The 17,925-nt window shown below is 72.5% G+C and carries 20 protein-coding genes and 1 tRNA gene; 12 read left to right on the plus strand and 9 right to left on the minus strand.

The annotated features are described in order from the left end of the window. Positions 1–88: 88 nt before the first annotated feature. The gene (locus O7623_RS25035) at positions 89–946 is read left to right on the plus strand and encodes a PD-(D/E)XK nuclease family protein (protein ID WP_282229559.1); all 858 of its coding nucleotides are present in this window, start codon (positions 89–91) and stop codon (positions 944–946) included. Here O7623_RS25035 and O7623_RS25040 read toward each other — a convergent pair. From O7623_RS25040 to O7623_RS25050, 3 genes are all read right to left on the minus strand, one after another. Beyond that, on the minus strand, positions 906–1,877 hold the full coding sequence (locus O7623_RS25040) for an oxygenase MpaB family protein (RefSeq protein ID WP_282225425.1): 972 nt from the start codon (positions 1,875–1,877) through the stop codon (positions 906–908). The genes O7623_RS25035 and O7623_RS25040 overlap by 41 nt on opposite strands. Continuing rightward, entirely contained in the window at positions 1,874–2,293 is a 420-nt protein-coding gene (locus O7623_RS25045; RefSeq protein ID WP_282225426.1) for a Fur family transcriptional regulator, read from the minus strand. Before O7623_RS25045 ends, O7623_RS25040 begins: the two co-directional genes overlap by 4 nt. Before the next feature lie 88 nt (positions 2,294–2,381). Then, positions 2,382–2,723: a translation initiation factor 2 gene (locus O7623_RS25050; RefSeq protein ID WP_282225427.1), complete on the minus strand. Its 342-nt coding sequence runs from the start codon at positions 2,721–2,723 to the stop codon at positions 2,382–2,384. Positions 2,724–2,791: 68 nt separating this feature from the next. On the opposite strand from O7623_RS25050, the gene O7623_RS25055 reads away from it, so the two are divergent. Then, entirely contained in the window at positions 2,792–2,977 is a 186-nt protein-coding gene (locus tag O7623_RS25055) for a hypothetical protein (protein WP_282229703.1), read from the plus strand. 7 nt (positions 2,978–2,984) lie between these two features. Here O7623_RS25055 and O7623_RS25060 read toward each other — a convergent pair whose 3' ends face one another. Both O7623_RS25060 and O7623_RS25065 read right to left on the minus strand, forming a co-directional pair. Next, the gene (locus O7623_RS25060) at positions 2,985–3,386 is read right to left on the minus strand and encodes an FmdB family zinc ribbon protein (RefSeq protein ID WP_282225428.1); all 402 of its coding nucleotides are present in this window, start codon (positions 3,384–3,386) and stop codon (positions 2,985–2,987) included. A 99-nt stretch (positions 3,387–3,485) separates the two neighbouring features. Next, positions 3,486–4,085, minus strand: a complete 600-nt coding sequence (locus O7623_RS25065) for a 5-formyltetrahydrofolate cyclo-ligase (RefSeq protein ID WP_282225429.1) — start codon at positions 4,083–4,085, stop codon at positions 3,486–3,488. Positions 4,086–4,169: 84 nt separating this feature from the next. Here O7623_RS25065 and O7623_RS25070 point away from each other — a divergent pair, with 84 nt between their 5' ends. From O7623_RS25070 to O7623_RS25095, 6 genes are all read left to right on the plus strand, one after another. After that, a complete protein-coding gene (locus O7623_RS25070; RefSeq protein ID WP_282225430.1) occupies positions 4,170–6,464 on the plus strand; it encodes a diguanylate cyclase in 2,295 nt (764 codons plus the stop codon). Between the two features lie 9 nt (positions 6,465–6,473). After that, complete coding sequence (locus tag O7623_RS25075; RefSeq protein ID WP_282225431.1) at positions 6,474–7,433, plus strand: UTP--glucose-1-phosphate uridylyltransferase; 960 nt, start codon at positions 6,474–6,476, stop codon at positions 7,431–7,433. Further along, positions 7,430–8,746: a gephyrin-like molybdotransferase Glp gene (gene glp / locus O7623_RS25080; protein ID WP_282225432.1), complete on the plus strand. Its 1,317-nt coding sequence runs from the start codon at positions 7,430–7,432 to the stop codon at positions 8,744–8,746. Before O7623_RS25075 ends, glp begins: the two co-directional genes overlap by 4 nt. Continuing rightward, positions 8,743–9,384, plus strand: a complete 642-nt coding sequence (locus O7623_RS25085; protein ID WP_282225433.1) for a GNAT family protein — start codon at positions 8,743–8,745, stop codon at positions 9,382–9,384. Before glp ends, O7623_RS25085 begins: the two co-directional genes overlap by 4 nt. A 142-nt stretch (positions 9,385–9,526) precedes the next feature. Continuing rightward, the gene (locus O7623_RS25090) at positions 9,527–10,432 is read left to right on the plus strand and encodes a hypothetical protein (RefSeq protein WP_282225434.1); all 906 of its coding nucleotides are present in this window, start codon (positions 9,527–9,529) and stop codon (positions 10,430–10,432) included. A 210-nt stretch (positions 10,433–10,642) separates the two neighbouring features. After that, positions 10,643–10,719, plus strand: a tRNA-Ala gene (locus tag O7623_RS25095). Positions 10,720–10,823: 104 nt separating this feature from the next. Here O7623_RS25095 and O7623_RS25100 read toward each other — a convergent pair. Beyond that, entirely contained in the window at positions 10,824–11,927 is a 1,104-nt protein-coding gene (locus tag O7623_RS25100) for an ATP-binding protein (RefSeq protein ID WP_282225435.1), read from the minus strand. Continuing rightward, positions 11,924–12,583 carry a response regulator transcription factor gene (locus tag O7623_RS25105; protein WP_282225436.1) on the minus strand — a complete coding sequence of 220 codons (660 nt, stop codon included), beginning with the start codon at positions 12,581–12,583 and terminating at the stop codon, positions 11,924–11,926. The genes O7623_RS25100 and O7623_RS25105 overlap by 4 nt, the downstream gene beginning before the upstream one ends. 137 nt (positions 12,584–12,720) lie before the next feature. On the opposite strand from O7623_RS25105, the gene O7623_RS25110 reads away from it, so the two are divergent. Then, positions 12,721–13,629 carry a trypsin-like serine protease gene (locus O7623_RS25110; protein WP_282225437.1) on the plus strand — a complete coding sequence of 303 codons (909 nt, stop codon included), beginning with the start codon at positions 12,721–12,723 and terminating at the stop codon, positions 13,627–13,629. Here O7623_RS25110 and O7623_RS25115 read toward each other — a convergent pair. Then, positions 13,617–14,114: a VOC family protein gene (locus O7623_RS25115; protein WP_282225438.1), complete on the minus strand. Its 498-nt coding sequence runs from the start codon at positions 14,112–14,114 to the stop codon at positions 13,617–13,619. The genes O7623_RS25110 and O7623_RS25115 overlap by 13 nt on opposite strands. Positions 14,115–14,278: 164 nt before the next feature. Here O7623_RS25115 and O7623_RS25120 point away from each other — a divergent pair, with 164 nt between their 5' ends. Continuing rightward, entirely contained in the window at positions 14,279–15,013 is a 735-nt protein-coding gene (locus O7623_RS25120) for a helix-turn-helix domain-containing protein (protein WP_348775176.1), read from the plus strand. 113 nt (positions 15,014–15,126) lie between these two features. After that, positions 15,127–16,059, plus strand: a complete 933-nt coding sequence (locus O7623_RS25125) for a hypothetical protein (protein WP_282225439.1) — start codon at positions 15,127–15,129, stop codon at positions 16,057–16,059. Between the two features lie 12 nt (positions 16,060–16,071). Here the strand turns inward: O7623_RS25125 and O7623_RS25130 are convergent, their stop codons facing one another. Beyond that, on the minus strand, positions 16,072–16,674 hold the full coding sequence (locus O7623_RS25130; protein ID WP_282225440.1) for a TetR/AcrR family transcriptional regulator: 603 nt from the start codon (positions 16,672–16,674) through the stop codon (positions 16,072–16,074). A 127-nt stretch (positions 16,675–16,801) separates the two neighbouring features. On the opposite strand from O7623_RS25130, the gene O7623_RS25135 reads away from it, so the two are divergent. Further along, positions 16,802–17,821, plus strand: coding sequence for an aldo/keto reductase (locus O7623_RS25135; protein ID WP_282229561.1), 1,020 nt, complete (start codon positions 16,802–16,804; stop codon positions 17,819–17,821). The last annotated feature ends 104 nt before the right edge of the window (positions 17,822–17,925 follow it).

Raw genomic sequence — 17,925 nt, forward strand, 5'->3', positions numbered from 1 at the left:
TCGGCGGGTGCCCCGACCTTCCTCCCCATCGGGCCAGCGGCGCCCCGGTGCCGGCGCGCCCCAGGCCGAGCAGCTCGGCTTCGACGGCATGCCCGAGCGGCTGTTCGTCTGCACGCCGAGCAAACTCGCCGCCTACGCCGACTGCCCCCGCCGCTACCGCTACACCTACCTGGACCGGCCGGCCCCGCCGAAAGGGCCGCCGTGGGCGCACAACTCGCTCGGGGCCAGCGTGCACACGGCGCTGCGCGCCTGGTACTCCCGGCCGGTGCCCGAGCGCCGACCGGAGGCGGCGGCCGCGCTGCTCAAGAACACCTGGGTACGCGACGGCTACCGCGACGACGAGCAGGAACGGGCCGCCTACCGGCAGGCGCTGCAGTGGTTGGAAGCGTATCTCGGTGCGCTGGACCCGACGGTCGAGCCGCTGGGCGTGGAGCGGGTGGTCGCGGTGAAGACGTCGGTGCTGGCCTTCAACGGTCGGGCCGACCGGATCGACGCCCGATCCGGGCCGGACGGTCCGGAGGTGGTGATCGTCGACTACAAGACCGGTCGGACCGGTCTGACCTCGGACGACGCCCGTGGGTCGCAGGCCCTGGCGCTGTACGCCTACGCCGCGCAGCGGATGTTCCGCCGGCCCTGTCGCCGGGTGGAGCTGCACCATCTGCCGACCGGCACGGTCAGCGCGTTCGTGCACAGCGACGAGTCGTTGGACCGGCAGGTGGTGCGGGCCGAGGCGACCGCCCGGGACATCACCGCCGCGCAGCGGGCGGTCGCCGACGGAGCGGATCCGGACGAGGCGTTCCCGACGACGCCCGGCACGCTCTGCGGATGGTGTGACTACCGCCGGACCTGCCCGGCCGGGGCCGGCTACCCGGAGCAGCAGCAGTGGGCGGCGGTCGACCGGCTGCTCAACCCGTCGCCGCAGCCGCGGGCCGCGGCCGAGGACTGACCGGCTCGTCGGCGCGGCCAGCCTGCTCGGCCCGGCGCCGGGCGGCCTGCCGGATCGGGCCCTCGACCAGGCTGCGGGGCACCGCCCGTAGCGCCAGCCGCAGGCCACGCGCGGACAGCGCCGCGCAGACGTCGGTGGTCGGCAGACCCGGACCGCCGTACATGCGCCGGGCCCAGGCTGGCAGCAGGCCCATCGCGGTGGCGGCGACCCCGAGGTACGCCAGCCGGGGCGGGCCGAACCCGAGCCCGATCCGCCACGGCAGGCTGAGCTGGCCGGGCACCGGGGGCGCGGTGAGGAACAGCGCGGTGTCCGCCGCGTCCCGGGTCATCCTCAGCTGCGGGCGGACCGCCCGGTAGTACGCGGCGACCTCGGCGGCACTGCCGGGGACACTCGCCGGGTCGAGTCCGATCAGCTCCGCGCTGCGTCGCTGCTCGGCGTAGTAACGGTCGATCTCGGCCGCGGTGAGGTCCAGCCCGGCCCGGGTGGCGGTGGACAGGAACGACTCGACTTCGGTGACGTGCACCCAGCGCAGCAGCTCCGGCTCGTCGATGCGGAACTCGGCACCGGTGGCCGGGTCGGTGGCCCGCAGCCGAGCGTGCAGCCGGCGGATCCGGGCGGCGGCGGCGTTCGCCTCGGCGGCGTTCGCCTCGGCGGTGGTGCCCCACACGGTGGTCGCCACGTAGATCGAGGTACGCATCAGCCGGCCGAACGGGTCCGTGCGGTAGTGCGAGTTCTGCGCCACCCCGGCGATCGCCCGGGGGTGCAACGCCTGTAGGTAGAGGCTGCGCAGCCCGGCGACGATCAGGATCGGCTCGTCGTGTACCCGCCAGGTCACCGAGTCGGGCCCGAACAGCCCGAGGTCGGCGGTGTCGGTCGACCGGTGCCCGGCTGCGGCGTCCACCGCCCGGTGCCCACCGTCGGCCTCGGTCATCCCGGGTCCGACTGTCGACAGTCGGGGCACAGGCCCCAGAAGGTGACTTCCGCCTCGTCGATGGCGAAGCCATGGTCGGCATCCGGCTCCAGACAGGGGGCGGCACCGACCGTACAGTCGATGTCGCCGACCACCCCGCAGCGCCGGCAGACCACGTGGTGATGGTTGTCCCCGGTGCGCCGCTCGTACCGGGCCGCGCCACCGGCCGGCTCGATGCGCCGGGCCAGCCCGGCCCGGGTCAGCGCGTTCAGCACGTCGTACACGGCCTGGGTGGAGACCGAGTCGATGCGGTCGCGGACCTGTCGGGCGATGTCGTCCACCCCGAGGTGACCGCCCCGGGCGAGGACCTCGAGCACGGCGAGCCGGGGTCGGGTCACCCGTAGGCCCCGGCTCCGCAACTCCTCCTCCGCGCGCATCTGTCCATCGAAACACGCAGGTGGGTGCGGGACAAGACGATGCCGGGCCGGTGGTGGCCGTGGCCACAGTGTGGCCGACCGGCTGGGTTCAGAAGATCAGCCGGGAGCAGAGCAGGCAGGTCAGGATGATCATGACGGCGGCCGCGATCATGCCGACCCCGTAGGTCACCGTACGAGCGCTGCGTTCTGCGCTGTCCACCGCCACGGTGTCCTGCGGCGGCAGCGCGCCGGGCGGGGCCGGGTTGACCACCAGCGGCGGCCGCCAGCCCGGCGGTGGCGGGGCACCGACAGGCGGCCCGGGATAGGGCGGGACGGCCGGCGCGGGCGGCGGGGCGCCCCGGCCCGGGCCGGCGTCGTCGGCCGGGCCGTCCGACGACGGATCGGGGCGTCGCCAGTACGCGTCCGGTGCCGGGCCGTCATCTGTCGTCACGGTCGACGACGCTACCAATCCCCGGCCGGTGGCGTCGTCACCAAACCCCGGCCGGGTAACCTGGGACCGTGCCGAACTTGGACGCTGTCCCCGCTGACGCCCGTGGCGATGCCGACCGGGTCGTGGACCTGGGTGACGACGACGCGCCGCTGCTACCGGAGCAGACCCGCGACGACACCGATCAGGGCTGGGGCGACCGGGCCGGGCAGCACGACGACTGGCTGCTGGAGCAGCGGCCGCCGCACTGGGGCTGAGCGCCGGTCAGCTGGCCGACCCGGCACCCGCCGGCGCTTTCGTCGAGGTCGAGCCGGCCGGCGTGCTGCCGCCGGATGCCGTGCCGCCGTTCGACGACGATCCCGAGCCGGACGCCGACCCGGAGCCTGAGGTCGATCCGGAGCCGCTGGCTGCGGCGGAGTCCTTCTTCTCCGTCGTCGACTTCTCCGACCCGGTCGAGGAACCGTTGCTGGCCGCGCCCTTGCCGTCGCCGCCGCGGGAGTCGGTCCGGTAGAACCCGGAGCCCTTGAAGACGATGCCGACCGAGTTGAAGACCTTGCGGAGCCGGCCCTCGCAGGACGGGCAGTCGCTCAGCGGTTCATCGGTGAAGGACTGCACCGCCTCGAGCTGGTGTCCGCACGCGGTGCAGGCGTACTGGTACGTAGGCACGGTCTCCTCCGAGCTTGGCTGGCCGTTTGGCACTCAACCTATTCGAGTGCCAATGGTGCGTCATCGGACCCCGGTACGTCCAGCGGGAGCCGGTCCGGCTCACCCCGCCGGACGGCCATCACCCTGATCGGCCAACCAGTGCAGCCCGCCGGGAGTGACCACCGCCGTCACCGGTCGGTCGTGCGGCTGCGCCGGCAGTCGGGGCAGCAGCTCCCCGTCGTGCAGCAGCGCCACGACCGGCACTCCGGCGGGCACCCGCGCCAGCGCCCGGTCGTAGGAACCGCCGCCGCGACCCAGCCGTACCCCGTGCCGGTCGACGGCGAGTGCCGGCACCACGACGAGGTCGACCCGGGCCACCGCCGCCGGACCCCACCGCTCACCGTCCGGGTCGTGCAGCGGTGCCCAGTCCAGGTCCCGGTCGGCCAGCAGGACCGGTAGCAGCACCCGGTCGGCACCGCCGGCCGCTTCGGCGAGCAGCAGCGGCAGGCCGTCACCACCGGGCTCGGTGCCGAACGGGACGTATCCGGCGACCAGGCCGGGGCGCAGCGCAGTGAGCAGTTCGCGCAGCCCAGCGGCGATCCGGTCGTCGGCAGCGGCCCGCTGCGCGGCGGTCAACTTGCGCCGTCGCGCGAGGATGTCGGTACGGACCCGGCCCTTGGTCGATGCGTACCCGTTCGCTTCATCGGGAAAAACCGACACTCAACACTCCTGGTGGCAACCGCCGCGAAAATTCCGAGCTGTGTCAGCATCGCAGCAACAGGTGCAGAATCCTCTGGGGGAAGCGTGACCCTGCGTGGACGGTTGACCACCGCTTTCCTCCTGGTCGTGCTCGGACCGGTGCTGCTCGGCGCGTTCTTCGTCGGCGCCACCGTCGCCGCCGTCGGGCAGAGCCGGTCGCTGGAGCGGCTGGAACTGGCCGCCGCCAGCGTCCGTACCTCGATCAACGCCATGTGCGCGCAGCTGGAGGCGGCGGCCGGGGCGATCGCCGTACTGCCCGAACCCGGGCAGGTCACCGACGCCGCGAACCAGGTGGTGGCCCGGGGGATCGCCTCGGCGGTGCGGGTGAGCCGGGCCGACGGCACCGTGGCGGCCCAGATCGGCGACCCGCCGCCGTCGCCGTGGATCGGCTGCCTCAGCGGCACCGCCGCTGGCGGGGCCGCCGCGACCGACCCCGCGCCGACCGGCCGCCCCACCTCCGACGCGTTGGCCGTCGTCGCCCACGTGGAGGTCCGCGACCCGGCCGGCAGCCTGGTCGGCCAGATCGCGGCCGCGCAACTGCTGGATGCCACGTTCGTCACCCGGCTCGCCGCCGCCAGCGGGGTCGGGGTCACCCTGTTCGCCGACACCGACGCCACGACGGTGGTCTACAGCACCGAACCGGCGACGGTCCGCGCCAGCGTGGCGGCGACCGCCGCCGCCCTGGCCGACGGCGACACCGCCACCGACGACAGCGGACGACACGTTCGGCGGCTCGGCCCGGCCGACGGCCAGCCGCTGCCGCTGGCCCTGTCCACCCCACGGGAGCAGCTGTCCGGGCTGTACGCGATCCTGGTGGCCACCGTCGTCCTCGCCGGACTGCTCGCCGTCGTCGCCGCCTGGTGGCTGGCCCGCTCCACCACCCAACCGTTGGCCGAGCTCGCGCACGCGGCCAGCCGGGTCGTCGACGGCGACCTGACCGCCCGGGTGCCGGTCCACGGGTCCGACGAGGTCAGTGAGCTGGCGACGATCTTCAACCGGATGACCCGCGAGGCCCACTCCTACGTACAGGCCCTCACCGCGAGCCGGGACCAGTTGCGTGGCCAGCTGACGATCCTCGGCGACACCCTGTCGAGCACCCACGACCTGCAACGGATCCTGCGGGTGATCCTGCAGACCGCGCTCGCCGCCACCGGCGGCCGCGACGGCGCCGTACTGGTGCTCGACCCGGCCGCCGGCGTCCTGGTCGGGCAGTCGTCCCAGCCGCGACCACCGACCGGCCCCGACCCGGCGGCCATCGGTGCCACACCGACGCCGCCGGGCGCGGTGCCGGTGCCACCGGGCACGGCACCGGCACCGTCGGACACCCTGCAGGTCCCGCTCGGCAGCGGCCTGCTCGGCTCGGTCGCGGTCAGCGGCAAACCCCGGCGGGGCCGGATCGAACGCGACGGCCCGGTGCTGTCGGCGTACGAGCCGGCGTGCCGGACCTACGTGGCGGTGCCGTTCTCGGTACCGAACTGGAGCGACGACGGCGCGACCGCCGGCGCGGGGTCCGCCGGTACGCGCGGGTCGGCCCGCCGCCAGTCGACCAGTCCGGCGGCCTTCGGGGTGCTGGCCGTCTACGACCGCCTCGGCGGGGACGAGTTCGACGACGCCGACCTGATGACGCTGCGGACGTTCGCCGGGCACGCGGCCGTCGCCGTCAACAACGTCCGGATGCACAAGGAGGCGGAGCGGCTGTCGGTGACCGACCCGCTGACCGGGCTGTGGAACTACCGGCACCTGCGGGAGTCGATCAACCGGGAGATCGAGCGGGCCAACCGGTTCGGCCGGATGCTCGCCGTACTCGTGCTCGACCTGGACCGCTTCAAGGAGATCAACGACACGTACGGACACGGCGCCGGGGACACCGTGCTGGTCGAGTTCGCCCGCCGGGTACGCATGGAGATCCGCGAGGTGGACCTGGCCTTCCGGCAGGGCGGCGAGGAGTTCGTCGTGCTGCTGCCGGAGACCGACGTACGCGGCGGCGTGATCGTCGCCGAACGGCTCTGTGAGGTGATCCGGGCCAGCCCGTTCCGGGTCGATCCGCACACCGGTTCCGGTCGGCGGGGGCCGGCGACGGTCTCGGTCACCGTATCGATCGGGATAGCCGTCTACCCGGACCACGCCGACGGCGGTGACGCCGTCCTCGACGTCGCCGACGACGCGCTGTACGCGGCGAAAGCCGCTGGCCGTGACACGTTCCAGGTGGCCAACCGGGCCCCGGAGCGCTCCGCCCGGGTCCCCGCCGGTGGCGCGGCGGTCGACCCGGAGGGTGGACAGACCCCCGGCGGCGGCGCGTCTTTCGGGCCACACCCGCCGCGACAGACCCGTGGCCGATAGTCTCGCGGCATGTCGGAGCATGCAGCCACCCCAGCAACGACCCCCAACGCCGGCACGGACCGGCGGGCGGTGAAGGCGGTCATCCCCGCCGCCGGGCTCGCCACCCGGTTCCTGCCCGCCACCAAGGCCGTACCGAAGGAACTCCTGCCGCTGGTCGACCGGCCCGTCCTGCAGTACATCGTCGAGGAGGCCGCCGCCGCCGGGATCAACGACGTCCTGCTGATCACCGGGCGCGGCAAGACCTCGATGGTCGACCACTTCGACCGTCAGCCGTACCTGGAGGGTCGGCTCGCCGACAAGGGCGACCAGGAGCGGCTCACCGCGGTCCGCCGGCCCAGCGAGCTGGCCGACATTTACACCTGCCGGCAGCACGAGCCGCTCGGCCTGGGCCACGCGGTCGGCTGCGCGCAGAGCCACATCGGCGACGAACCGTTCGCGGTGCTGCTCGGCGACGAGTTCGTCGACGAGAACGACCCGCTGCTACCGGCCATGATCGACCTGCAGGCCCGGGCCGGCGGGATCGTCCTGGCGTTCATGGAGGTGCCGCCGGCCGAGACCAAGCGGTACGGCATCGCCTCGGTCGAACCCGCCGCCGACGCGGTGCAGAACGGTGCCGAGATCGTCCGGGTCACCGGCCTGGTGGAGAAGCCGTCCGCCGAGGAGGCACCGAGCAACCTGGCGGTGCTCGGCCGCTACGTCCTGCCGGCCAGCATCTTCGAGGCGATCAAGCGGACCAAGCCGGGTAGTGGCGGCGAGATCCAGCTGACCGACGCCATGGCGATGCTGCTGGCCGAGGGAACGCCGGTGCACGGCATCGTCTACCGGGGCACCCGCTACGACACCGGCGCGCCGCTGGGGTACCTGCAGGCCGTGGTGCAGATCGCCTGCCAGCGTGACGGGCTCGGCGACGACTTCCGGGCCTGGCTGAAGGAGTTCGTCGCCGACACCCCCGGGGTGCCCACTACATGACCGCGACGGCCGGTGCCGAGGCGGCCTTCAACGAGCTGACGCCGCTCGCCGACTACCTGGGCAGCGTGCTGCGCAGGATTCGGCCGCTGCCGCCGCTCGACCTCGACCTGACCCAGGCGCACGGCAACCTCCTCGCCGAGGATGTCGTGGCGCCGCACGCCTTTCCCGCGTTCGACCAGGCCGTCATCGACGGTTACGCGGCGCGGTGGGAGGACATCGCGCCGGCCGGCCGGGGTGGCAAGGCGATCCCGGCCAGCCGGTCGGCGTCGGCGCAGCCCCGGTCGGTACGGCTCAACGTGGTCGGCGACCTGGGCGCGGCGAGCTGGCGTCCGGTCCGACTGACCCCGGGCACCTGCTTCTCGGTCGCGGCCGGTGCGCCGCTGCCGGTCGCCGCCGACGTCGTGGTGCCGATCGACTGGACCGACCAGGGCATGGCCGCCGTGGAGATCTTCCAGGTGCCGCGGCGCGGCTACGGGCTGCGGCGTGCCGGTGACGAGCTGCCGACCGGGGCAGTGCTCGCCCGCGCCGGCTCCTACGTGACCCCGGCGATGGTGGCGGTCTTCGCCGCCACCGGGATCGGGCACGTGGTGGTCCGGCCCAGCCCTCGGGTGGCGATCGTGGCGACCGGTGACGAGCTGGTCGACGTCGGCCGCAGCAGCCAGCCGGGGCAGGTGGTCGACGCGAACTCGCACGCGCTCACCGCGGCGGTCGCCGAGGTGGGCGCGCTGGCGTACCGGGTGGGCATCTGTGACGACGATCCGGAGGGGCTGCGGGGGCTGCTCGAGGATCAGGCGATGCGCGCCGATCTGATCATCACCACCGGTGGCACCGGCACCGGGCCGGGGGACATGGTGCGGCGGATCTTCTCCCGCCGGGAAGGGGGCCGCGCGGGGCCGGTCGAGTTCACCGACGTCGCGCTCTATCCCGGAACGGCCCTCGGATTCGGTACGGTCGGAGCCGAGGAGGTGCCCGTGGTCTGCCTGCCCGGTGAACCCGGTTCCGCGTTGGTCGGCTTCGAGGTGCTCGGCCGGCCGGTGATCCAGTTGCTGGCCGGTGCCGAGCCGGTGTTCCGGCCCAGCGTGCGTGCTCATCTGTTGGAGACGGTCTCGTCACCGGCGGGACTGCGCGAGTTCCGGCCGGCGAACGTCGCCGAGCGGCGTGGCGGCGGCTACACCGTGCAACCACTGCCCGGTGGGCCGTTCACCCTGTCCGGGCTGGCTGAGGCGAATGGCCTGCTGGTCCTCGGGGAGCGGGTGACCACCGCCGCCGCCGGCTCCACCGTCGACGTGCTGCTGCTGGACCGGCAGCGGTGATCGGGGACGAGGCACCGGGCTGGCCGGTGGTGCTCAGCGACGGGCCGGTGCTGCTGCGTCCGTACCGGCGAAGTGACGCCGCCGAATGGTCGGCGGTCCGCCGCCGCAACCAGGCCTGGTTGGCGCCTTGGGAGTCGACGCCGCCCGGCCCGTGGTACGACCTGAACTCGCCGGACGCGTTCCGCTACCTCTACCGGGACCAGCGCCGGCAGGCCCGGCGTGGGGAGAGTATGCCGTTCGCCGTCTGCCTGGTCGAGTCGGGTGCGCAACGGCTGGTGGGCCACCTCAACATCGGCAACATCGTGCGCCGCGCGTTCTGTTCCGGCTACGCGGGGTACTGGGTGGACACGGCTGTCGCCGGGCGCGGGGTGATCCCGACCGCGTTGGCCCTCGCGGTCGACCACGCCTTCGCCTCCGGCGGGTTGCACCGCATCGAGGTCAACATCCGACCCGAGAACCTGCCGTCACGGCGGGTGGTGGAGAAGTTGGGTTTCCGTGAGGAGTCCTACCACCACCGTTACATGCACATCGACGGTGCCTGGCGTGACCACATCGGATACGCCCTGACCAGTGAAGAAGTGCTGGTCGAGGGAGGACTGCTGGCCCGGTGGCGGCGGCTGAGAGCCAGCGCACACTGAACCAATCCGTCGACGGTGGTCGGCGCGGCGTACAAAATTCCTGGTCGGACGACCGTAACCTCAAGTAACGAGAAGGTACGGCAACCTATCACGCCTTCATGTTCGTGTGCGGGTGGCTGGTTGCCTCGGGGTGACGGGAGGGGTGAGGGTGCCGACCTCGGTGCTCCTCGCCGTCCTCGCCGCCGCCGGGCTGCTCGCCCTCGCACCGGCACTGGTCCGTCGGTACGACGCTACCGAGCGCCTGGTGGCGGAGCGGGCGCAGTCGACGGCGCGGGTGCTGCAACGCCGCCGCCGTCGCCGCACCGTGCCCGGACGCGCGCCGCTGAACCCGCCCCGCGCCCGGCGGCTCACCGTCCGTCCGCCAGCGCCAGCCGGCGACGGTACGGGGAGCCCGCCGGAGCCGCTCCCGGTCGCACCGGACAACGCGCCGCCCGGCCGTGGAGGTGCTGGCGGCCGTGGAGGTGCTGGCGGTCGCGGAGGTGCTGATGGCCGCCGACGTGGCGGCCGGCTGAGCCTGGTCCCGGCGGCCGGCCGCCACCCCCGCCGGGCCGGCACCCGCCGGCACACCCCGGCGGTGGTCCGCCGGCGCCGGGTCTTCGCCGCCCTGCTGCTGCTCAACCTGGTCGAGCTGGTTGGTGTCCTGGTGGTCAGCCCCGGCTTCTGGATCAGCTTCGCGGTGACCGCGCTGCTGCTCGCCGCATACCTGGTGCACCTGCGGAACCGGGCGATCGCCGAGCAGCGCCGTCGCCGTCAGCGGGCCCGGGAAGCCGCCTGGCTGGCTGTACGCCAGGCCGAGGTGCGCCGGGAGCAGGCCCGCCGCGCGGCGGCCCGCCGGGAGCAGCAGCGCCGGCTCGCGGCCCAGCGTGAGGTGATGCGCCGCGCCGCGATGGGTCTGGACCGGCCGCGTGACCTGCCGGCGGCGGCCAGCGGCGGCGGTGGCCGTGGCGGCGCTGGTGGTGGGGTCACCGGGTCGGTCTCCTATCGCCGTACGGGTGGCCTGCGGGGCCGTGCCTACGAGGCCGGCCGCAGCTACGACGGCCGCTCCTGACCCACCCCTCCCCGGCCACCCCTTGCTCGATGATCTTGCAGTTATCGAGAGCTTTTGTCGGAATTGTCGACAGATAAGTGCAAGATCGTCGGGATCTTGGGCGGTGGCGTCGAGCCATGCCGGGAGTGATTCGCGTGCCGAGTGCCCGACCTGTTAGCCTTGTCGCCGGTCCACTGCCCGGTTTTCCTGGCGGCGGGCCCACCCGTACAGGGGGCTGTGGCGCAGTCCGGTAGCGCACCTCGTTCGCATCGAGGGGGTCAGGGGTTCGAATCCCCTCAGCTCCACCACAAGAAGTAGCAGACCAAGGGCGGGCTCTCGGAGGATCGAGAGCCAGCCCTTGTTCGATGACGCCGGCGGGTTGATCGCCCGCGCAGGAGATGCGCCGCAGGCCTCAGATCGAGGCGGTGGGCGACGACGCGGCGGGGAACGACACCTGGACACGAAGGCCGTCGTGGCCGGTAGACGAGGCCGCGATGATGCCATCGTGTGCCCGGGTGATCGAGCGGGCTATCGCCAGTCCGAGCCCGGCCCCGCCGCTGTGGTCGATACGGTTCCCGAACCGGCGCCGGAACGGCTCGAACAGGGCCGATACCTCCTCGACGGGCACGTCATCGCCGGTGTTCGACACGACCAGGGCGGGATCGTCACCGACCTGCACCTCGATGACCCCGTCGGCCCGGTTGTACTTCACGGCATTCTGCACAAGGTTGGCGACCAGCCGCTCCAGCAGCACCTGCTCGCCGAGCACCACCCGGGGCTGGAGCCGGCTGGTGATCGTCACCCCGGCTTCGGCGGCCCGCGCCTGATGAGCGTCGAGCACCGCGGCCACGATCCGGTCGAGCCGCTGTGGTGTCCGGGCGACCAGACCGCGGTCGCTCTCGCTGAGCACCAGCAGCCCTTCGATGAGGCGCTCGTTGCGCTCATTGGTCGCCAGCAACTGGGTCGTGAGGAGCTCGAGCTGCTCGGCGGTCAGGGTCCGGGCCATGCCGACCTCGATCAGTGTCCGTTGCACGGCGAGCGGGGTACGCAGCTCGTGGGACGCGTCCGCGGCGAACCGGCGCTGTGCCTCATAGCCGACGGCTATCCGATCCATCATCTCGTCGATCGCGCGGCCCAGCTCGGCCAGCTCGGAACGGCCCGGACCTGGGCGGAGCCGGTGACCCAGATTCATCGGTCCGACGTTCGCGATTCCGGCGGCCAGCTCCCGGATCGGCCGCAGGCACCACCGCACCATCGGGTACGCGGCGGCCAACATGGCCGCCAGCACGGCGGCGAGAGCGATCGCGCGGGGGATGCTGGGCCGCCGGAACATCTGCACACAGATGAACGGGGCATCGCTGTCCGGCGCCCGCCCCGGTGGTATTCCGCACCAATCAGTACTGAACGCCTGCCACCAGGCGAGTGTCTGCCCGGCGAGCAGCGGTGCGACCTGGGCCGCGAGCAGGAGCGCGCCACACAGCAGCAGGATTCGTCGGGCCGGTGTCCGGGGACTCATGGACCGAGTCGGTATCCGGCACGCGGCACCGTGTGGATCACCTCGGGTTCGCCCAGCTTGCGGCGCAGCGTCATGACGGTCATGCGGACCGAGTTGGTGAACGGGTCGGCGTGCTCGTCCCAGGCCTGTTCCAGCAGGTCCTCGGCGCTGACGACACCGCCGCCCGCCCGCATCAGCACGTGCAGGACGGCGAACTCCTTCGGTGACAGCGACAGCACCCGACCGTCGCGGGTGGCCGTGTGCCGCGTGACGTCCAGGACGATCCCGCTGCGCTCCAACACCGGCGGCAACGCCGGGCCCGAGCGCCGGGACAGAGCCTGGACCCGGGCGACGAGCTCGGCGAACGCGAACGGCTTGGTCAGGTAGTCATCGGCACCGAGGCCGAGACCTTCGACACGGTCGCGGATGCCGGCCGCTGCGGTCAGCAGCAGCACCCGGGTGCCGTCACCGGAGTCGACGATCGATCGGCACACGTCGTCGCCGGTGTGTCCCGGCATGTCCCGGTCGATGACGGCCACGTCGTACCGGTTGACCCCAAGTCGTTCCAGGGCCCCGTCTCCGTCGTAGACCACGTCGACGGCCATCGACAGCCGGCGTAGTCCTTCGCCGACCGTGTCGGCCAGCAATCGCTCGTCGTCCGCCACCAGCACCCGCACGCCGTGTCCTTCCCTTGCCCCGTCCCGGCTACCCGACAGATTCGCACAGCTCGGATAAAGGATGTATAAGGGCTTCGCTGACGCTCTCCAGACCACCGGGCCGCGAGCATGATCCCATCCCACGCTGCTTCTCATAGGTGCCGGTGATAGTTTTGCGAAGATATGTGCTGAATTCTCTCATGATCTTCCTGGTGGCTGCAGCTGTCGTTCCCATTGGAGCCGCCCGTAGCGCGGCGGCGATCGCGTACGGCGCGGACGCAGCCGATGGGGCCTACCGGTTCTCGGTTCTGCTCACCATGACCGAGCTGCCCACCGCTGACGGTGGCACCCGGGACAGTTCGTGCTCCGGGGCACTGATCGCACCGCGCTGGGTGATCACCGCCGGGCACTGCTTCCGAGGTGACGACGGCCGCTGGGTGAGTCGCACCGTGGCCAGTCGTACCACTGCGACGATCGGGCGCACCGATCTGAACAGTGGGGGCGGACAGGAGGTCGAAGTCATCGCGGTGCACCAGGCCAGGACGAGCGACGTGGCCCTCGCCGAGCTCGGCACCGCCGTCACCGGCATCACGCCGCTGAAGATCGCCACCACGCCGCCGGCGGTAGGCGAGACGCTCCGTCTGACCGGATACGGACTGGTCACCGACGGCGATGCGATCGTCGCCACGACGCGGCTGCAGACCGGCCAGTTCATCGTCGAGGCAGTCGGTGAGACCCTGATCGAGACATCCGGTCGGGCACCCCGTCCGGACACCAGCCCGTGCGCGCACGACTCCGGCGGCCCGTACTTCCGCGAACGAGCCGATGGAACGGCCGAACTGGTGGCCGTCGTCAGCTCGGGACCGGGCTGTCCGCACCCCGGAGCGGACTTCAGCGCCCGCACCGACAATCTCGACGCCTGGGTCGCCGATACGATGGCCGGAACATCGGATCGGGGCCGGATCGTTCTCGGCGCCGCAGCGCTCCTCGTGGCCTGTGTGCCCCTGGCGGCCATCGCCGCGCTGAGATTGAGGCGTGCCAGCCGGCCGGTTCGTCAGCCCTGCTGAGCGGCCCACTCGGCGACCCGACGGGCACTTTCGGACTCGGAGAGATCCTCGACCCGGGTCATGATCGACCAACGCACCCCGTACGGGTCGCGGATGCTGGCGAAGCGGTCGCCGGAGACGAAGGTCGCCGCCGGTTCCCGTACGGTCGCGCCGGCGGCGACCGCGCGGGCCAGCGTCGCGTCCACGTCCGGGCAGTACAGCCCCATCGAGTAGCAGTCCTCGTCGCCGGCCGGTGGGGCGACCAGGCCGTACGCCGGCGACGGCTCGCCCAGCTGCAGGTGACCGTTGCCGAAGTCGAGTACGGCGTGCACCACGGCGCCGCCCATCTCGGTCACGTCCACCACCCGCGCCCCGAACACGTCGCGGTAGAAGGCGATCGCGCCGCGCGCGTCCGGGATGGCCAGGAACGGGGTGAGGCTGGTGACGCCGTGCGGCGTACCGTTGGTGGTGTGTCGGCCGTCGGCGGCCGCGAAGGTGTCGGACATGGTCCCGACCCTAAGCAGGGTGCCGGTGCGGCGGCTTGCAGATTCGCGACAGCCGCTCCGGCGGCGCCGCAGCCTCCGCCGGTGTCACAGGCCGTAGCCTGGCTGCCGTGGACCCGGCGCAGCGCGGCATCCTCTACCCGGCCCGGCTGCCGACCTTCGTCCGGCTGCCGCCGCCGGAGCCGGTGGCGGCCCTGGTCCGCTGGTTCTGGATCCCGCAGTGGCGGATCGCGCCGGGCCGGGTCTCCCGGCAGCAGATCATCGCCTTCCCGGCCTGCAACCTGGTGGTCGGCCCGGACGGCGTGGAGCTGGCCGGCCCGACGACGCGCCTGTCGTACCGCGACCTGACCGGCACCGGTTGGGTGGTCGGCGCGCTGCTGCGCCCGGCGGCGGTGCCGTACTTCACCGCGGACCCGGCGGCGCTACGGGACGTCTCCCGCCCGCTGGACCTGCCCGAGCTGCGGTCACCGGTGGTCGCGGCGATGACCGCCCCGGTCGACCCCGCGCAGCGGCCCGCCGCCGCCGTGACGGCCTTCGCCGACTGGCTCGCCGCGACCGTCGGCCCACCCGGTGCGGACGGTCTGCTCGCCAACGACCTGGCCGAACTGGTCGACACCGACCCGCGGATCCTGCGGGTCGAGGACGTCGCCGCCCGGCTGCACGTGTCGACCCGTACGGTGCAGCGGCTGGCCCGCCGCCACGTCGGTCTGCCGCCGCTGACGATGATCCGTCGGCGCCGGCTGCAGGAGGCGGCGCACCTGCTGCGTACCGACCCGGGCGCCGACCTGGCGGGGCTGGCGGCGCAACTGGGGTACGCCGATCAGGCCCACCTGGCCAACGAGTTCCGTACGGTGCTCGGCTTCACGCCGAGCGCGTACCGCCGGGGGAGCGCACCGGCCTGACCACGCCACCATTCACCCGGTCCCTGCCTTACGATCTGCCGATGTTCCCGCGCCTGTTCCCCGGATCGCGTCGTAGCCGGTTGACTCCGCCTACACTGGACGTTGATATCGCCATGGATGATCATGCCTTGCGCGCCGCCAGGGACAAGGCCCGAGCCGGGGACTGGGTCGCCGCGCGTGACATGGTGGCGGCCGCCGGCAGCGACTGGGAGTTGCTTGCCCGACGGATCGTCGTGTTGAGTGACGCCGCAGTCCAGAACGACGACTGGCTCTATGCCTGGCTCCGGTCCACACCGGATGATGCCGCTGCGGTGTTGATCCAGGCGGCGACGTTGGAGGCCAGGGCGGGCGACGCGCGAGGAGACGCCCCGGCGGCCCGCACCAGCGCGGAGCAGTTCCAGTCGTTCGCGGAGCTCTCAGCGGCGGCGGCGGAGGTCAGCCGCCGGGCGATCACGCTGGCCAGAGCGGATGATCCGGTGCCCTACATCCGGCTGTTGGCCGCCATGTTCGCGAACGGGCGGGTGGACACGCCGGAGTTCCGGGACCTGTACTCGGAGGCGCAGCGGCGGGATCCCTACCACTTCGAGCTGCACCTGACGGTGGTGAGCCTGCTCTGTCAGAAGTGGTACGGCTCGCACGAGCAGATGTTCGAGGCGGCTCGCGGGGTCGCCGCCGCCGCACGGCCGGGAGCCAACGTGGTGATGCTGCCGTTCCTCGCGCACTTCGAGTACGCGATGCGCGAGTATGGCTGGGACCGGCGGACCACCAAGTCGCTTGCCGCCTGCTCGCGGTACTTTCAGCGCCCGCAGGTGCGGGAGGAGCTCGACGGGTGGGCGGCGAAGTGGCGGGCCGGATCGCATGGGCCGAGCCGCGCGATGACCTGCCGGCACTGGCTGGCGTTGGCCTACTTCCTGTCCGGCCGTCGCGCCGAGACGAAAGCTGCCCTCGACGAGATCGGGCCCTACCTCGGCCCGACGGTGGCGTGGGCGTACTTCTTCCCTTCGGTCGACGGAGGGTTCGCCACGGCGTGGAAATGGGCCAACTAGTCCGGGTTCGGCTCAATGCAGGCGGAGGCCGGCGATGAGCAGGCCGACGAGGCGCCGGGCGTCGTAGCGGGGGTCGGTGTCGTCGCCGATGCAGAGGTTGCCGACGCCGCGCAGGAGTTGGTAGGCGTCGACGTCCGAGCGGATCTCGCCAGCGGCTTCGGCGGCGTCGAGCAGCTGGGCGCAGGCGGGGACCAGCCGGCCGGTGAAGGCGTCGTGCAGCGCCTGGAAGGCGGTGGCGTCGGAGTGCAGCGCCCCGGCGAGGCCGTGCTTGGTGACCAGGAAATCGACGAACAGCTCGATCCACCGGGCCAGCGCGGCGTGCGGACTGTCGCTGTCGGCGAGCAGGGCCGGGGCGGCTTCGGCGCAGGCTTCGACCTGGTGGCGGAAGACGGCGACGATCAGATCGGCGCGGGTGGGGAAGTGGCGGTAGATGGTGCCGACGCCGACGCCGGCCCGGGCGGCGATGTCGCGTACCGGCACGTCGACGCCGGAGGCGACGAACGCCTCCGCTGCGGCGCTGAGCAGTGTCTGCTCGTTGCGTCGGGCGTCGGCCCGCTGCTTGCGCGGCGGTGCCGGCTGCCGCGTCGACCCGTCACCGCTGTCGCTGTCGACCACGCGCGGTTACCTCCGTTTTCCGACTTGTAAAACGGAACGGTGTTCCGTATCGTTCTTAGTGGAACGCTGATCCGCTTACTGCTTCAGCGTGCCAGACCAGTCGACCCTGTTCAAGGGAGAAACCACCGTGCAGTACCGCACTCTCGGCCGTACCGGCGTCCAGGTCAGCACCCTTGTGCTCGGCGCGATGAACTTCAGCACCGCCGGCCGTACCGACCAGCAGGAAGCCACCGCGATCGTCGACGCCGCCCTCGACGCCGGGATCAACCTCATCGACACCGCCGACTGGTACGGCCAGGGCGAGTCGGAGGAGATGGTCGGCAAGGCCATCGCCGGCCGCCGCGACGACATCGTGCTGGCCACCAAGGCGACCATGCCGATCGGCGACGAACGCAACCATCGGGGCAGCTCCCGCCGCTGGTTGGTCACCGCGCTGGACGACAGCCTGCGCCGGCTCGGCGTCGACCACGTCGATCTCTACCAGATGCACCGCTGGGACCCGACGACCAGCGACGAGGAGACCCTGTCGGCGCTGACCGACCTGCAGCGGGCCGGCAAGATCCGCTACTTCGGCTCGTCGACCTTCCCCGCCTACCGGGTCGTCCAGGCCCAGTGGGCGGCCCGGGAGAACAAGACCAGCCGGTACGTGACCGAGCAGCCGCCGTACTCGATCCTGCAACGCGGCATCGAGGCCCACGTCCTGCCGGCCACCCAGGAGTACGGCATGGGTGTGCTCGCCTGGAGCCCGCTCGCCTCCGGTTGGCTCTCCGGGGCGATCCGCGCCGGCCAGGAGATCGCCACCAACCGGTCCGGCGTCCGACCACAGATGTACGACCTGGCCATCCCCGCCAACCAGGCCAAGCTCGACGCGGTCGAGCGACTGGCCGCCGTCGCCGACGACGCCGGCCTGACCATGGTCCAACTCGCGCTCGGCTTCGTCACCGCACACCCCGGGGTGACCAGCGCGATCATCGGGCCGCGCACCGTCGACCACCTGCGATCGCAGCTGGCAGCCGCCGACACCGTACTGACCGCCGACGTGCTCGACGCCGTCGATGCGATCGTGGCCCCCGGCACCGACCTCGCCCCTCACGAGAAGCACGACACCCCGCCGGCCCTGCTCGACCCGGCGCTGCGCCGCCGCTGACTCGCGTGATCGGATGAACGGACCCGATGCCGCAGCGGGTTGCCGGGTTTCCCGCGCGGCAGCGGATAGTCTCAGGTGGACCCGACACTCGCCCGGTGGGGCGT

This window comes from Solwaraspora sp. WMMD791 (genome assembly GCF_029581195.1).
Lineage (GTDB): Bacteria > Actinomycetota > Actinomycetes > Mycobacteriales > Micromonosporaceae > Micromonospora_E.

Bases quoted from the DNA above. Each gene is read 5' to 3' on its own strand.
- O7623_RS25035 (WP_282229559.1), top strand. From the start codon at position 89: ATGCCCGAGCGGCTGTTCGTCTGCACGCCGAGCAAACTCGCCGCCTAC.
- O7623_RS25040 (WP_282225425.1), bottom strand. From the start codon at position 1,877: ATGACCGAGGCCGACGGTGGGCACCGGGCGGTGGACGCCGCAGCCGGG.
- O7623_RS25045 (WP_282225426.1), bottom strand. From the start codon at position 2,293: ATGCGCGCGGAGGAGGAGTTGCGGAGCCGGGGCCTACGGGTGACCCGA.
- O7623_RS25075 (WP_282225431.1), top strand. From the start codon at position 6,474: ATGTCGGAGCATGCAGCCACCCCAGCAACGACCCCCAACGCCGGCACG.
- glp (WP_282225432.1), top strand. From the start codon at position 7,430: ATGACCGCGACGGCCGGTGCCGAGGCGGCCTTCAACGAGCTGACGCCG.
- O7623_RS25100 (WP_282225435.1), bottom strand. From the start codon at position 11,927: ATGAGTCCCCGGACACCGGCCCGACGAATCCTGCTGCTGTGTGGCGCG.
- O7623_RS25115 (WP_282225438.1), bottom strand. From the start codon at position 14,114: ATGTCCGACACCTTCGCGGCCGCCGACGGCCGACACACCACCAACGGT.
- O7623_RS25125 (WP_282225439.1), top strand. From the start codon at position 15,127: ATGGATGATCATGCCTTGCGCGCCGCCAGGGACAAGGCCCGAGCCGGG.